The sequence below is a fragment of the Kitasatospora saccharophila genome (assembly GCF_039529925.1).
In the GTDB taxonomy this organism is placed as follows: Bacteria; Actinomycetota; Actinomycetes; order Streptomycetales; family Streptomycetaceae; genus Kitasatospora; species Kitasatospora saccharophila.
On sequence record NZ_BAAANS010000028.1, the window covers coordinates 86,243 to 100,503 of the forward strand.

Consider the following 14,261-nt stretch of genomic DNA (forward strand, 5'->3'; position numbering starts at 1 on the left):
CCATGGCCGTCATCACCATCGACAAGGTCTCCCGCTGGTTCGGCAACGTGGTCGCCGTCAACGACGTCACCATGTCCATCGGACCGGGCATCACCGGCCTGCTCGGCCCCAACGGCGCCGGGAAGTCCACCCTCATCCACATGATGAGCGGCTTCCTCGCGCCCTCCTCCGGCACCGTCGCCCTGGACGGCACCCGGATCTGGCGCAACCAGGAGGTGTACCGGCAGATCGGCCTGGTCCCGGAGAAGGAGTCGATGTACGACTACCTGACCGGCTGGCAGTTCGTCCTCGCCAACGCCGAACTGCACGGCCTGCCCGACCCGGGCGCCGCCGCCGAGCGCGCCCTCGCCCTGGTCGAGATGGGCTACGCCCAGGACCGGCACACCGGCACCTACTCCAAGGGCATGAAGCAGCGGGTCAAGATGGCCTCCGCGCTGGTCCACGACCCCGCGGTGCTGCTGCTGGACGAGCCGTTCAACGGCATGGACCCGCGCCAGCGCCTGCACCTGATGGAGCTGCTGCGCCGCTTCGGCGCCGACGGGCGCACCGTGCTGTTCTCCTCGCACATCCTGGAGGAGGTCGAGCAGCTCGCCCGCCACATCGAGGTGGTGGTGGCCGGACGGCACGCCGCGTCCGGCGACTTCCGGGAGATCCGCCGCCTGATGACCGACCGCCCGCACCGCTACCTGGTGCGCTCCAGCGACGACCGGCGGCTGGCCGCGGCGCTGATCGCGGACGGCTCCACCTCCGGCATCGAGTTCGACCCCGCCGCGGAGTCGATCGGCGGCTCCGCCGCGGGGGCCCTGCGCATCCAGGCGATCGACTTCCAGGGCTTCACCACCCTGCTGCCCAAGGTCGCCCGGGCGGCCGGCATCCGCCTGTACACCGTCTCCCCGGCCGACGAGTCGCTGGAAAGCGTCTTCTCGTACCTGGTCTCGTCCTGAAGGGCCCCCGATGAACACCACCGTCGCCAGGCTCACCGCGCGCGGCCTGTTCGGCCGCCGCCGGGTCCTGATCCTGCTGGCCGTCCCGGTCCTGCTGCTCGGCGTCGCCCTGCTCACCCGCGGCAGCGACCTGGACCGGCTCGACCTCGTGCACAAGATCCTCGGCACCCTCGCCCTCGGCACCCTGGTCCCGGTCATCGGCCTGGTCGTCGGCACCGGCGTGATCGCCACCGAGATCGAGGACGGCTCGATCGTCTACCTGCTCGCCAAGCCGCTGCCCCGCTGGAAGATCATCACCACCAAACTGGCCGTCGCCGTCGGGAGCACCTGGCTGCTCTCCGCCGTCCCGATGTACGTGGCCGGGCTGATCCTGTACGGCACCGGCGGCCGGGTGGCGCTCGGCTACACCGTGGGCGCGCTCGCCTCCGGCGCCGCGTACAGCGCGGTGTTCCTGCTGCTGGGCGTGCTCACCCGGCACGCGGTGATCGCGGGCCTCGCCTACGCGCTGATCTGGGAGAGCCTGATCGGCGGCTACGTCAGCGGCGCCCAGACCCTCTCCATCCAGCAGTGGGGCCTGTCGCTGACCGAGTCGATCGTCACCGAGGGCGCCGTCATCGCCCCGGTCGAACTGCCCACCGCGCTCTGCCTGCTGGTGGTCGTCGTGCTCGGCGCCACCGCGTACGCCTCGGTCAAGCTCGCCGGGCTCACGCTCGGCAGCGAGGAGTAGCACCCGCAACGCCGCCCGCGTGCGCGCAGCGGCTCCTCCCGGACGCACGGAGGGCGGGGACGGTCACCACGACCGTCCCCGCCCTCTTCCGTCCCCGCCCCGCGCTCTTCAGCTCCCACCCCCTGCCGCTCCCGCGCTCTGCCGCTCCCGCGCGGTCACACCGTCCGGTTGCGGCCCGCGCCCCAGCCGGCCACCGCCGCGACCGCGGCCAGCACCAGCATCACCAGCAGCGTCGCGTCCCAGCCGCCGGTCACCTGGTGCAGCGCGCCCGCGCCGACCGGCCCGGCCGCCGCCACCAGGTAGCCCACCGCCTGGCTCATCCCGCCCAGCCGGGCCGCACCCGCCACGCTGTGGGTGCGCAGCACGATGAACGCCAGGCCCAGGCCCAGCGAGCCGCCCTGCGCCAGGCCCAGCACCGTCGCCGAGAACCACGCCCCGGACACCGGCGCCAGCAGCAGCCACAGCACGCCCGCGCCGTTCAGCCCGGCCATCACCAGCGCCAGGCCGCGCTGCCGGGTCATCCGGCCGGCCAGCAGCGGCACCAGGAAGGCGCCGACCACCTGCACCAGGTTGCTGAACGCGAACACCAGACCGGCCTCGCCGCGCGGCATCCCGTGGTCGGCCAGGATGGTCGGCATCCACGCGACCAGGGTGTACACCAGCAGCGAGGAGACGCCCATGAACACGCTGATCTGCCAGGCCAGCGCGGACTTCCACGGGCTGGTGCCGGCCTCCGGCACGGGCAGCGCCGGGGCGACCCGCACCGGCACCGTCCGGTCCTGCCGGGCCTTCAGCACCTGCGGCAGCCAGGCCACCGCGGCGACCAGCGCCAGCACCGACCAGGAGCCCAGCGAAGCCTGCCAGCCGCCGCCCAGCGCGTGCTCCAGCGGCACCGACAGGGCGGCCGCCATGGTCGCGCCGACCAGCATGGTGGTCGAGTAGACGCCGGTCATCATGGCGGCCTTCTGCGGGAACTCCCGCTTCACCAGGCCCGGCATCGACACGTTCAGCACCGCGATCGCCACGCCGATCACCACGCAGCCCGCGTACAGCGCCGCCACCGAGGGCAGCACCCGCAGCAGCACGCCCGCGCCCAGCGCCAGCACCGCGCCCAGCACCACCCGCTCGGTGCCGAAGCGCCGGGTCAGCCGCGGGGTGAGCGGCGCGCCCACGCCCTGGAACAGCACCGGCACGGTGGTGATCAGGCCGCTCGCGGTGGCGGACAGGCCGAAGGTCCGCTGGATCTCCACGACCATCGGCGAGACCGCGGCCAGGCAGGCCCGCATGTTCAGGGCGACCAGCACGATCCCGGTCAGCAGCAGGGCGGGGTGGGCGAACCGGGCGGCGGTTCGGGTACCGACCTTCGGGTCGAGGGCGGGCTGGACGGCACGGGTGACGGACATGGCTGGACTGACTCTCTGTGCTGGTGGTGCGTTCTGCGGGGACGGCGGGCGCGGGCCCCGCGTCACTTCCGCGCGGCGATCGCGGCGAGCAGCTGCTCCACCGCCGCGGTGGGCTCCGCGAGCAGCGCCCGGCAGGCCGCCTCGGCGCGCTCCGGGTCCCGGCTCTCGATCGCGTCGACCAGGGCGGTGTGGGTGTCGATCGCCACCTCGGGCATCTCGTGGTCGCCGAACGAGGCGCGCATCGACTCCCGCACCGAGGCCCCGAAGTACCGGTAGACCTCGGTCAGCGCCGGGTTGTGCGCGGCCTCCACCACGGCGGTGTGGAACTCCAGGTCGTGCTCGACGGTGGCCTCCCGGCCGGCCCGCTCGGGGTGCGCCGCCATCACCTCGGCCTCGCGGGCCAGCGCGGCCCGCATCCGGGCCAGGTCGTCGGGGGTGTGCCGCTCGGCGGCCAGCCGGGCCGCCTCGGTCTCCAGCGCGGCCCGCACCTCCAGCACGTCCCGCACCCCCGACCGCTGCACTCCGCGCAGCACCGACGCCGGGTCACTGGTCGACCGGACGAACGTCCCCTCCCCCTGCCGGGACACCAGCATCCCCGCGTGCACCAGCACCCGGATCGCCTCCCGCACCGTGTTGCGCCCCACCTGCAGCCGCTCCGCGAGCTCGTGCTCGGTCGGGATCCGCGCCCCCACCGCCCAGACCCCGGAGGCCAGTTGCTCCCGCAGCTGGTCGATCGCGGCATCCACCAACGACCGCCGCCCCGCCGCCTGCAACCCCTCCACGCCGGGCCCTCCTCTCCACGCGCACCAACCGACCTGTCCGGTCATCCTACAACTCCTTGCCCGGTCATCCTACAACCGGGCGCCCCGGTGGGCGGGGTGCGCGGAACACGGATCAGTTAATGAACAGGAAATGATTCCTTTGTATGCTCCGCTCTCCGATTCTCCCGCCCCCTGGGTTCGTGGCCCGACGAAACGGCATTATTCGCACCATTTCGGCCTTCGCGTCAATTAGCGGCGCAAAACGAAGCAAATGATTGCGCAGGTCGGAGGGGGTGCGAAGGAGGGGGAAGAAAGGCTCGCGGAACCCTCCAGTAGCTTTGATCTCTGCCATACGATCATGAGAATTTTTGGTGGAGAGTTGTAGCGGCCTGGACTCCGGAATGGGCAGGGGGAGTAGTGGTGGATCGCAGCGTGCTGACACATCTGGCGGTGGAGCCGCGCGAGGAGCTGGCCTACCGGGTGATCCTCCGCAGTCCCGGGCTCGGTCCGGAGGCGCTGGCGCTGGCCTGCGGGTTCGAGCCGGGAGAGGTCGATGCCGTGGTGGAGCGCCTGCAGGAGCGGAGCATGGTCAAGCTCGACCGCCGGCAGCGGCTGGCCGCGACCGACCCGGGGGTGGTCGTCGAGCGGCTGATCGAGCAGCGGCTGGGCGAGATCCACGAGGAGCTGCGCGAGGTGATCGCCTCCCGCAACCTCGCCGAGGTCCTGGCCGAGGACCACCGGCAGGGCATCGGCAACGCGGTGCCGACCGGCGTCGAGCGGGTCGAGGGGCTGGAGGAGGTCCGGGAGCGCATCGACGAGTTGACCTTCTTCACGCACCACGAGCTGCTCTCGGTGCAGGCCCGCGGCGCGATGTCGGCCGGCGCGATCGAGGCCACCCGGGAGCCGGACCTGCGCTGCCTGCGGCGCGGGGTGGAGATGCGCACGGTCTTCGGCGCCGGGGCGATGGACGACCCGCTGACCGCGGGCTACCTGCGCGAACTGATGGCCAAGGGCATGCAGGTGCGGATCTCCGACAGCCCGCTGGAACGGGTGCTGATCTTCGACCGCCGGACGGCGCTCGTCCCGATCGACCCGCAGGACAGCTCGCAGGGGGCGCTCGTGGTCCACCAGGCGGGCATGCTGGCCAGCCTGCTCGCCCTGTTCGAGCGGTTCTGGGAGAACGCCTCCCGACCGGACGAGGAACGGCTGAGCGACAACGAGCAGCAGGTGCTGCGGGTCATGATCAAGGCGGACAAGGACGAGGCCGGCGCCCGGGAGCTGAACATCTCGGTGCGGACCTACCGGAGCCGGGTCGCGGAGCTGATGCGCCACCTGGGCGCCACCAACCGGGTCCAGGCGGCGCTCACCGCCCGGGAACGCGGCTGGATCTGACCCGGCCGCCGCCCCGGGATCACCCGCACGGGCCGAGCCGCCACCCGGCCAGACCGGCCTCGGCGAAGGCCCGGGCGATGACGACCGCCGGGGCGGGACCAGGGGCGGGACCGGGCACGGGGCCGGGCGCGGGCCCCGGCAGCTCGACCTCGACGGCGAACCCCTCGCCGGTCATCACCGGCACGCACCGCCAACCGGCCGGCAGCCGGGCCACCAGCCGGATCGAGGCCGTCTCGGGCAGTGAACGGGGCGCTTCCGACCCGGGACCGGGCAGGACGCGGATGGTCAGTGCGGCCACGGGCGGCGCTTCCTCGGTGACGGGTCGGAGCGGACGGGGGCAGGGCCGTCGGGGACGGGGCCGTCGGGCGCGGGGCGGTCGGGCGCGTCCATGCGTCAGATCAGCGGGTGCGGCGCCCAGGCGGGGCCGCCCCGGTCGAGCGCCTCGAAGCCGGTGCGCCGCGGCGCGGACTCCAGCCGGGTCAGGTTCCAGCCGAACGCCGCCCGCTCGTCCATCCGCAGCGGCTGCAGGCCGACCGGCACCACCTTCACGGCCGCCCAGCCCATGGCCCGCAGCTCCGGCGGGAGACGGTGCGTCAACTCGACGGCGAGCGGCTGCACGCCCTGTCCGGCCAGGCCCTCGACCAGCTGCCGGACGCCCGGGGGACCGGGCGGGGTCTCGCCGCCGACCGGCTCCGGGCCGGTGAACCCCGCGCACCAGGCGGCCGCGGCGTCCGCGCCGGGGCGGTCCGCGAAGTACCGGGCCCGTTCGACGTCCCCGGTGACCAGCTCCGGGGCCGGGACGTCCGGGTGGGCGCGCTGGGTCAGCCGCAGCAGGCTCCGGATCTGCAGGGCCTCCTGGAGCGCACCGGCCAGCGTGGTGCCCCAGTCCCCGGCGGCGTTGCAGCCGACCGCGGCCAGCGGCCGCCCCTCGTGCTCGTCGAGCACCACGCCGACCGCGCAGAACACCCCCGGCACCCCGGTCGGGATCCGGGCCAGCACCGGTTCCACTCCGCCGTCGCGGGCCACCCGCAGCGCGGCGGCGAGCCGCCGCCAGCCGGGGCCGTTCGGGGCCCCGCGCAGGCTGCCGTCCAGGTCGACCCGGGGCAGCGCCAGCCGGCGGGCCCAGGCCACCAGCACCGCGTCCCGCTCGATCACCTCCAGCAGTGCCGCGCGCAGCGCCATGTCGAGGCCGTCGCCGGAGGCGGCGCCGGACGGGGACGGGTCGAAGCCGGGGTGCTCCTCGGCCGGGTAGTCGACCAGTCCGGCCGGGACGAGCACCCGGGCGCCGTCGGAGAGCCGGCGGGCCGGGTAGTACGCCGCCACCGGCGCGCCGGGTGCGCCGAGTCCGGCGCCGGGGGCGGCGAAGTCCAGCCGCTCGCCGGGGAGTTCGGGCCAGGCGGCGCGGTCGGCGGGCAGCGGTCGGAGCGCGTACCGCTCCACCGCCTCGCCGGCCGCCCGGACCACCACGTCGCCGCGGGCGACGCCGCAGGCGCCCACCACCTCGGGGGCGAGGGTGCGGCCGGCCAGCGCCGAGTCGTCCTGGTCCCAGGCGAGTTCGACCAGGCCCTGCCAGAGCGGCCGGTCGGCACCGTCCGGCGGCACCAGGTGGAAGGCGCGGGCGAGGGACGCCTGCGGGTCGAGGGTCCGGGTGAAGTCGATCATGCCGCGATGGCCCCTTCCAGGACGTCGGCGTAGAGACGGGTCAGTTCGGCGGTGCGGAACGCGCCGAGCATCGGCAGCCCGGCGCCCCAGCCCCGGGCGGCGCGGGCGGCCAGCCGGGCCGGGTCCTGGCCGGCGGCCGGGCACGGCGGCACGCCCCAGCGGCGGGCCAGTTCGGCGATGCCGGTGACCGGCTGCTCGGGCAGGTCGGGCAGGCCCGACCGGACGGCCCGCCAGGCTTCGCGGAGCCGGCCCGCGTCGCCGAGCCGGGCGTCGCCGTCGAGCACCCGCGCCCACACGGCGGGCAGCACCGCCACCGTCGCCGACATCTTGCGCGCGCCGGTCGCCGAGGACAGCTCGTTGGACAGGTACCAGACCTTGCCGGCGAACGGGTCCCGGCCGAGCATCGACCAGCCGAGCACCGTCTGGGCGCTCAACAGGGCCAGTTCGGTGCGGAGTTCGGCGGACGCCCGGCCCTGTTCGGCCTGCCGTCCGGCCCGGGCCAGCCGGCGCAGCAGGGTGCGGGCCTCGGCGTCGCCGACCCGCGGGACCTGCCGTCCCGGCTCCGGCAGGTAGGTGTTCAGCAGTCGGCACAGCGCCTCCAGCACGCCTTCCCGCAGGAGCGCCGGCGGCAGGGTGGCGGTGACCGCCGGGTCGAGCACCGCCAGGTCCGCGGCCAGCGACGCGGCCATGACCAGCTTGCGTCCGCCGTCCACCCGTACCGTCGCGGCGGCACTGACCTCGGCGGCGGTGCCGACCGTGCTGGGCACGGCCACCAACTCGGGTGCAGCGCGAGGAGATCGGTGCAAGCCGCCGGCCGGGGCGGCCGGGCCGGTCAGCGCGACCAGCCCGGGCCGGCCGCCGCCGTGGCGGATCCGCCGGATCGCCGCCGGGTCGCCGGCCAGCAGCCGGGCCAGCGCGGCGGCGTCCAGCACGCTGCCGCCGCCGACGGCCACCACGCGGGCCGACTCCCGTACGGTGTCGGCGAGTTGCTCGATCTCCGGCAGCGCCAGCGTCTCCGGTTCCAGGGCCAGCACGCGCAGCCGGGAGCCGGCGGCGGACCGGGCGGCCGCCAGCAGCGGGCCGGTCACCGACCCGGGCAGGCCCCGGTCGGTCAGCAGCAGGGTGTCGGCGGCCGGCCCGCCCGCCAGGGCCTGGACGGCCGAGCCGGCGCCCACGTGCAGCCGGGAGGGGCGCTGCCACATCGCGGCGGCGGGCCGGTCCTCGTTCACCGGTGGTTCCCGACCTCGCGGGCCGCCCGGGCCAGGCCGGTGCGCAGCGCCCGCTCCAGGGCGTCGAGGTCCTGGTCGCTGCTGGTCAGCGGCGGGATCACCTGGACGCAGCCCGGGCCGGTGTAGACCAGCGCGCCCTCGACGCGGACCAGTTCGATGGTGCGCTGCACGGCCGCGCCGTCCAGCGGCCGGCCGTCGGCGTCGGTGAGGTGCAGCGAGCGGAAGCAGCCGGTGCCGGTGGTGCCGGTCGCGCCGGGGACGGCCGCCAGCAGTCCGTCCAGGACCGCGTCGAGGCGGCGGGCGACGCGCTCGCCGGAGGCCAGCGCGTCCAGCCGGGCGAACTCGTCGAGGGTGGCGGTGATCGCCGCGCAGGTGGGCGGGGAGCCGGCCTGCGTCTCGCCGTGCACCAGCAGTGCGTCGTGCCGGTCGAACGCGGCCGCGACCCGGTGCGAGACCAGGACGGCGGAGGCCGCGCAGGTGCCGTTGGTCAGGCCCTTGGAGGTGAGCAGCAGGTCGGGCGCGTCCGGCCACCGGTCGGAGGCGAACAGCGGGCCGGTCCGGCCGAAGCCGGTGGCGACCTCGTCGGCGACCAGCAGGTAGCCGTGCTCGGCGCGGAGCCTCAGCAGCGCCTCGATCATCTCCGGGCCGACCACGTGGGTGCCCGAGCCGAGCACCGGCTCGCAGATCACGGCGGCCACCCGGTGGCCCTCCCGCGCCATCAGGCGTTCCAGTTCCTCCGGCCGGTCGGGGCTGACGTGCCGCACCTGGCGGACGTCGACGCCGTACATCTGCTGGCCGAGGTCCTCGCCGCTGACGGCGAACGCGCCGTAGGTGAGGCCGTGGTAGCTGCCCTTGAAGCCGACCACCAGGGTGCGCCGCGGGTCGCCGTTCAGGACGGCGTACTGGCGGGCGAGCTTCATCACCAGGTCGTTGCCGGAGCCGCCGGAGGTCGAGTACAGCACCCGCCGGTAGCGGTCCGGGCCGGCCGCGTCGACCAGCCGGGCGGCCGCGTCGACCGCGTACCGGTGGCCGTAGCGGAACAGGCTCAGGTAGGACGCCTCGGTCAGGGCGGCGCCCACGGCGGCGGCGATCGCCGGGTTCCCGTAGCCGAGGTTGACGTTCCACAGGCCGCTGGTGGCGTCCATCACCTCGTGGCCGTCGGCGAACCGCAGCCGGCTGCCGGCGGCGCTCACCAGCTGCCGCTCCGGGAGGTCGAACCGGCTCGGCGGGACGAGCATCTCCCACAGCGGGTAGGGGCGGGCCGCGGTCGGGCCGGGCGCGGTGGCGGGGGCCGTGGTCAGGAGGGCCGCGGTCATGAGGTGCTCCTCGCGAGGATCAGGGAGTGGACCGAGCCGTCCTCCGTACCGGCCGACCGCACGGGGCGGGTGGCTTCGATCCGGAAACCGGCGTCGGCGAGTTCGGCGGCCAGCACCTCGGCGGTCGGCAGGTGCACCACCGAGGTCAGGGCGACGGGCGGGCCGTCCGCGGAGCGGCGCAGCACCGTGACGTGGCGGCGCGAGCGGTCCGCGACCAGGTGGGAGACCACCGTGCAGCGGGCGCCGGCGGCCTCGGAGTGGTGGACGCTCTCCACCGGCTCGCCGGCCGGGGCGGTGCCGGAGCCGTCGGGCAGGTGGACGGTCAGTGCGAACGGGGCGCCGGGGGCGAGGTGGCGGCGGACGGACCGGAACACGGCGGGCCGGGTGCCGGGGTCGAGCAGCCCGACGGTGGTGGTGCCGAGCAGCGCGCCGGCGAACACCCGGCCCAGCGCCAGTTCGCGCATGTCGGCCTCGACGACGGTCAGCCGGTCGGCCAGCCGCGCGCCCTGCGGGGCCAGCAGCCGTTCGGCGAGGACGGTCAGCAGGGAGCGCGAGTTGTCGATGCCGGTGACCCGGTGTCCGGCGGCCAGCAGCGGGACGGTCAGCCGGCCGGAGCCGCAGGCCAGTTCCAGCAGCGGGCCGCGCAGGCCGCGGAAGGCGGCGATCAGGTCGGGGATCTCCACCGTGTCGGCCGCGGACAGCGCGTGGTAGACCGGGCCGCCGTGGTCGCCGTACATGTCCGCGACGATCAGGTCGGGGCCGAGTCCGGCGGCCAACTCGCGTGCGCTTCCCTGGAGTTCGTCAAGACGAGCGGCGGCGGCGGTGGCGGGTGCGGGTGCGGTGGTCACCGGGCGCCGCCCGCGGGCAGGTGGAGGCGCTCCAGCAGGGTGGCGCGCAGTTCGCGGACCAGGCCGGGCTCCAGGCCGAGCGCGCGGGCCGCGTGCTCCTCGGCGGCGGCGGGCTCCAGCACCTGGTGCGCGTCCAGCACCACGGCCGCCTCCGCGTTGATCCGGAACATCTTCAGCTCCGCGCCCAGCAGGGCGTGCGGCTGCCCGTCGATCGCGACCAGCAGCGGCGCGTCCACGTCCTCGACCGGCACGGTCGGCAGGTCGGGGCAGAAGCGGTGGCCGAAGCCGGCCACCCGGATGCTGCCGGGGCGGCGGGCGTTGAGCCGCCGCACCGCGTCCAGGGCCCGTACGTAGCGGGCCAGCCACGGGCGTTCGGCGTGCGCGGCGGGCAGCAGGCCCGGGGTCAGCACGCCGTCCAGGGCCTGTCCGGAGGCCGGGGCCTCGGCGCCCGCGGGGGCGGCCGGGCCGGAGCTCAGGGTGCCGTCCCCGGCCAGCTGCAGGCGGGCGCAGCCACTGCCGGTGGGTGCCCCGGCCAGGGCCGGCAGGTCGGCCAACTGGACGGCGGGGTGCGTGAGTTGCTCGGGAAAGCCGCCGTCGGCGGCGGCCCGGTCGGCGTCCGCCAGGAAGGCCGCGAGGTCCTCGTCGCCGGTGATCCGGACCACGGTCGGGCCGGCCACGGTGAGGAAGCCGATCGAGGAGTAGTCGAAGACCTGGATGAAGATCTCGTCGGCCAGGGCGACCTCGTCGCCGCTGAAAGCGAATCCGCCGTCGGTCGGCACGACCGTCGCGGCGGTGGCCCCGGCCAGGACGGCGGCGGCGTCCCGGTCCGCGAAGATCCAGGTGTCCGCGGTGACCAGCCCGGAGGCCAGCAGCGGCGCCGGGTCGGCGCCCGGGGCGACGACGATCTCCAGGGCGGTCGGCAGCGGTTCCGGGTAGCAGCCGGAGACCCAGCGCTGCAGCCGCAGCGCGGCCTCGGCCAGGAGTTCCGGGGTCGGGCCGGCGTCCAGCGTGGTCATGGCGTTCTCCTGCGGGGGGAAGGGACGGGAAGGGAGGGGGCGGCCGCTCGACCGCCGGGGGCGGACGGCCGCTCGACCGCCGGGGTGGCGGACGGGCGGGTCAGAACAGTCGGGACCAGGCCGGGAGCACGAAGACGTCGACCAGCCAGCTGCCGAGCGGGACGTCGCCGGTCCGGAACGAGGCCAGCCCGTCGGTCCGGTCGAGCGGGCCGTCCGGGCACAGCGGCACCACGGCCCGCGTCACCTGGGTGTCGATGCCGACCGCGATCGGCGAACCGGCCTGCGCGGTGACCTCGCGGTCCTCCACGCCGCCGCAGACCGTCGCGCGGCCCGCCGCCGGGTGCAGGACCAGGCCCGCGGCCTGCAGGTCCACCGTCCGACCGTCCAGCCGGTCCGTCCCGAGGTCGGTCGGCAGCACCAGCACCGGCCCCTGCGGGGTGGTGGCGTACACCGAGGTCCAGGTGAGCGGCACCCGCACCCCGAGCAGCACCGCGGCGAGCACGCCGGCCAGGGCCAGTGCGCCGACCGCCCGGCGCACCGCGCCGGCGCCCTGCTCCTCGGCCGTCCGGGACCAGCGCACGGTGCGGCGCACCGCCACGAAGGCGACCCAGCCGAGCAGGGCCAGCACCAGCGCGCCGCCCACCTGGCCGAGCGTCACCAGCACGAACGCCTGGTAGTTCAGGAACGCCGACACCGCCAGGGCCGGGCCGGTCAGCGCGCACGCCACCCCGAACAGCACCCGTCCCGGCGAGGGCCGTTCGCCGCGCAGCCCGCCGAACACGGTCAGCGCCGCCACCCGGCCGGCCTCGGCCATGGTCTGGACGCGCAGGTTCGGACGGTCCAGCCAGCCGATCAGCGCCAGGTAGCCGTCGAACTTCACGAACGGGCAGAGGTTCAGCCCGGCCATCAGCAGGTTGGAGACCAGCACGCCCGCCGCCAACTGCCGCGCCCCGCCCGGTTCCAGCAGCGGCGCCGCCAGGCCGGCCGCGCCCGCCACCGCCAGGTGCACCCGGATTCCGGCCAGCGCCACCATCAGTCGCTCCCGGCGGGGCAGCCGCCAGGCTTCGCTCACGTCGCAGAACATCGCCGGGCTGCCGTACATCAGCATCACGCCCAACCGGTGCACCCGGCCGCCGCCGCGCACCAGCGACAGCCCGTGGCCGAGCTCGTGCACGAAGGTGGTCGCCACCATCGTGAGCATCAGCGCCAGGACGGTGGTGACGCTCGCCGGCCGGCCCAGTTCCGCCCAGGCCGCCGAGCCCGCCAGCGCGAAGTGCGCCAGGCCGCCGACGGTCAGCGCGGTGCTCAGCACGGTGCCGGGCCGCGAGGCCAGCGCCCGGCCGACGGGGGCGCACCAGGCCAGCAGCCGGGCCGGATCGAGGAGGGTCAGTTCCAGGACGGCGGGCGGGCGGTAGCCCCAGCGGCGCACCTTGCGCGGCTCGGCGGGGGCGGCCGCGCCGGCCTTCGTCGTGGTCAGCTCCAGCTCGGCGAACCGCGCCAGCGCCCGGTCGACCGGGCCCGGGTCGTCGACGCCCAGGTCGTCCATCAGGGAGGACGTGGTCCGCGTCCCGTCCAGCGAGCGCAGCAGGTCGGCGGCCCCACCGGCCATCCGCAGCTGCCGCCCGCGCACCGGGTCGACCACGATCACCCGGCTGCCGTCCGCGTCCGCGACGAAGTCGAGGTCGGGGCGCATCACCAGGTCGAGGATGTCGTCGTGGCCACGGCCGGTCACCGCGGCCGCAACCTGGGCCGTACTCACGCTCGTTCTCCTCCGGAGGTCGGTGGGTCAGGCGCCCGGTGTCGCCGGGCGCGTCGATCAGTGCGCTGTCCGGTGCTCCCGGTCCCGTTCCCGGCTCCGCTCCCACGGGCGGGAGCGGAGCCGGGAACGGGACCGGAAACAGGGCGGGGCGGTGGCCGCCGGGCTCTCGCCCGAAGGCCGCCGCCCCGTTCCGGATCAGCTGCTACCGGATCAGGTGATGGCCAGGCCGATGCCGATGCCGGTGCCGAGGGCGGCCCCGAACGCACCGCCCAGCGCCACGCCGTCCCAGAAGCCGGGAGCCTGCAGCTCCTCCAACTCCTCGACGAGCAGCTCGCTCTCGCTCTGGATCAGTTCCTTCGTCATGTGCTAACCTCCTTCTGGTTCATATCATTTGCGCTTCCTGTGACGGGTTGTCGTTAGCTGCCAGGCTGTCGACCCATCAGGGAGCGTGTTTTTTTTGCCCGCACGGTGCTTCCGCCCGTGCCGGCCCGGGGACTTGCTGACCTGCGGGTCGGGATCAGGTGATCGCGACGCCGATGGCGATGCCACCGACGATGCCGCCACCGACCACGACGGTGCCGACGGCGAAGCCGCCAACGGTGCTCCAGAAGCCCGGAGCCTGCAGCTCCTCCAGCTCCTCGACCTCAGCGAGGTCGATCACGACGGAGTCCTTCATGGTTGTTCACTTCCCTTCTGTGAAGAGCGGATTGACGATCGGAACGGGGTGCGTCGAGCGGGTCGGGATCAGGTGATCGCGACGCCGATGGCGATGCCACCGACGATGCCGCCACCGACCACGACGGTGCCGACGGCGAAGCCGCCAACGGTGCTCCAGAAGCCCGGAGCCTGCAGCTCCTCCAGCTCCTCGACCTCAGCGAGGTCGATCACGACGGAGTCCTTCATGGTTGTTCACTTCCCTTCTACGAAAAGCGGATTGACGATCGGAACGGGGTGCGTCGGACGGGCCGGGATCAGGTGATCGCCAGGCCGATGCCGATGCCGGTGCCGAGGGCGGCCCCGAAGGCCCCGCCCAGCGCCACGCCCTCCCAGAAGCCGGGGGCCTGAAGGTCCTCCAGCTCCTCGACCTCGGAGAGGTCGGCCAGGACGGTGGTGTTCTGCATGATGTTCACCTCCTTCACGGAGGTCTCGGAACGGGCGCCCGCCGCGGTCGCGGCGAGCGCGTCCCCCCGCCGCGACGGGCGGG

Annotated in this window: 16 protein-coding genes; 3 read left to right on the top strand and 13 right to left on the bottom strand. The window is 75.0% G+C overall.

Features of this window, described 5'->3' with window-relative positions:
• Positions 1-2: 2 nt before the first annotated feature.
• Entirely contained in the window at positions 3-944 is a 942-nt protein-coding gene (locus tag ABD345_RS21215; protein ID WP_344554019.1) for an ABC transporter ATP-binding protein, read from the top strand.
• A gap of 10 nt (positions 945-954) precedes the next feature.
• A complete protein-coding gene (locus ABD345_RS21220; protein ID WP_344554020.1) occupies positions 955-1,671 on the top strand; it encodes an ABC transporter permease in 717 nt (238 codons plus the stop codon).
• 155 nt (positions 1,672-1,826) lie between these two features.
• Here the strand turns inward: ABD345_RS21220 and ABD345_RS21225 are convergent, their stop codons facing one another.
• Both ABD345_RS21225 and ABD345_RS21230 read right to left on the bottom strand, forming a co-directional pair.
• Positions 1,827-3,074 carry a CynX/NimT family MFS transporter gene (locus ABD345_RS21225; RefSeq protein ID WP_344554022.1) on the bottom strand — a complete coding sequence of 416 codons (1,248 nt, stop codon included), beginning with the start codon at positions 3,072-3,074 and terminating at the stop codon, positions 1,827-1,829.
• 62 nt (positions 3,075-3,136) lie between these two features.
• Positions 3,137-3,856: a FadR/GntR family transcriptional regulator gene (locus ABD345_RS21230; protein ID WP_344554023.1), complete on the bottom strand. Its 720-nt coding sequence runs from the start codon at positions 3,854-3,856 to the stop codon at positions 3,137-3,139.
• A 411-nt stretch (positions 3,857-4,267) separates the two neighbouring features.
• On the opposite strand from ABD345_RS21230, the gene ABD345_RS21235 reads away from it, so the two are divergent.
• Entirely contained in the window at positions 4,268-5,227 is a 960-nt protein-coding gene (locus ABD345_RS21235) for a LuxR C-terminal-related transcriptional regulator (RefSeq protein WP_344554024.1), read from the top strand.
• Between the two features lie 19 nt (positions 5,228-5,246).
• Here ABD345_RS21235 and ABD345_RS21240 read toward each other — a convergent pair whose 3' ends face one another.
• From ABD345_RS21240 to ABD345_RS21290, 11 genes are all read right to left on the bottom strand, one after another.
• A complete protein-coding gene (locus ABD345_RS21240) occupies positions 5,247-5,525 on the bottom strand; it encodes a hypothetical protein (RefSeq protein ID WP_344554025.1) in 279 nt (92 codons plus the stop codon).
• A gap of 95 nt (positions 5,526-5,620) precedes the next feature.
• Complete coding sequence (locus ABD345_RS21245) at positions 5,621-6,889, bottom strand: YcaO-like family protein (protein WP_344554026.1); 1,269 nt, start codon at positions 6,887-6,889, stop codon at positions 5,621-5,623.
• Positions 6,886-8,118, bottom strand: coding sequence for a daptide-type RiPP biosynthesis dehydogenase (gene mpaC / locus ABD345_RS21250; protein ID WP_344554027.1), 1,233 nt, complete (start codon positions 8,116-8,118; stop codon positions 6,886-6,888). The genes ABD345_RS21245 and mpaC overlap by 4 nt, the downstream gene beginning before the upstream one ends.
• Positions 8,115-9,434, bottom strand: a complete 1,320-nt coding sequence (gene mpaD / locus ABD345_RS21255) for a daptide-type RiPP biosynthesis aminotransferase (protein ID WP_344554028.1) — start codon at positions 9,432-9,434, stop codon at positions 8,115-8,117. Before mpaD ends, mpaC begins: the two co-directional genes overlap by 4 nt.
• Positions 9,431-10,282, bottom strand: a complete 852-nt coding sequence (gene mpaM / locus ABD345_RS21260) for a daptide-type RiPP biosynthesis methyltransferase (protein ID WP_344554029.1) — start codon at positions 10,280-10,282, stop codon at positions 9,431-9,433. Before mpaM ends, mpaD begins: the two co-directional genes overlap by 4 nt.
• Positions 10,279-11,298 carry a daptide biosynthesis RiPP recognition protein gene (gene mpaB / locus ABD345_RS21265; protein WP_344554030.1) on the bottom strand — a complete coding sequence of 340 codons (1,020 nt, stop codon included), beginning with the start codon at positions 11,296-11,298 and terminating at the stop codon, positions 10,279-10,281. Before mpaB ends, mpaM begins: the two co-directional genes overlap by 4 nt.
• Positions 11,299-11,398: 100 nt before the next feature.
• Positions 11,399-13,057 carry a zinc metalloprotease gene (locus ABD345_RS21270; RefSeq protein WP_344554031.1) on the bottom strand — a complete coding sequence of 553 codons (1,659 nt, stop codon included), beginning with the start codon at positions 13,055-13,057 and terminating at the stop codon, positions 11,399-11,401.
• A 210-nt stretch (positions 13,058-13,267) separates the two neighbouring features.
• A complete protein-coding gene (locus tag ABD345_RS21275; protein WP_344554033.1) occupies positions 13,268-13,420 on the bottom strand; it encodes a hypothetical protein in 153 nt (50 codons plus the stop codon).
• A gap of 154 nt (positions 13,421-13,574) precedes the next feature.
• Positions 13,575-13,733, bottom strand: coding sequence for a hypothetical protein (locus ABD345_RS21280; protein WP_344554035.1), 159 nt, complete (start codon positions 13,731-13,733; stop codon positions 13,575-13,577).
• Between the two features lie 68 nt (positions 13,734-13,801).
• Entirely contained in the window at positions 13,802-13,960 is a 159-nt protein-coding gene (locus ABD345_RS21285) for a hypothetical protein (protein WP_344554035.1), read from the bottom strand.
• A gap of 68 nt (positions 13,961-14,028) precedes the next feature.
• Positions 14,029-14,178, bottom strand: a complete 150-nt coding sequence (locus ABD345_RS21290) for a hypothetical protein (protein ID WP_344554036.1) — start codon at positions 14,176-14,178, stop codon at positions 14,029-14,031.
• Positions 14,179-14,261: the final 83 nt, after the last annotated feature.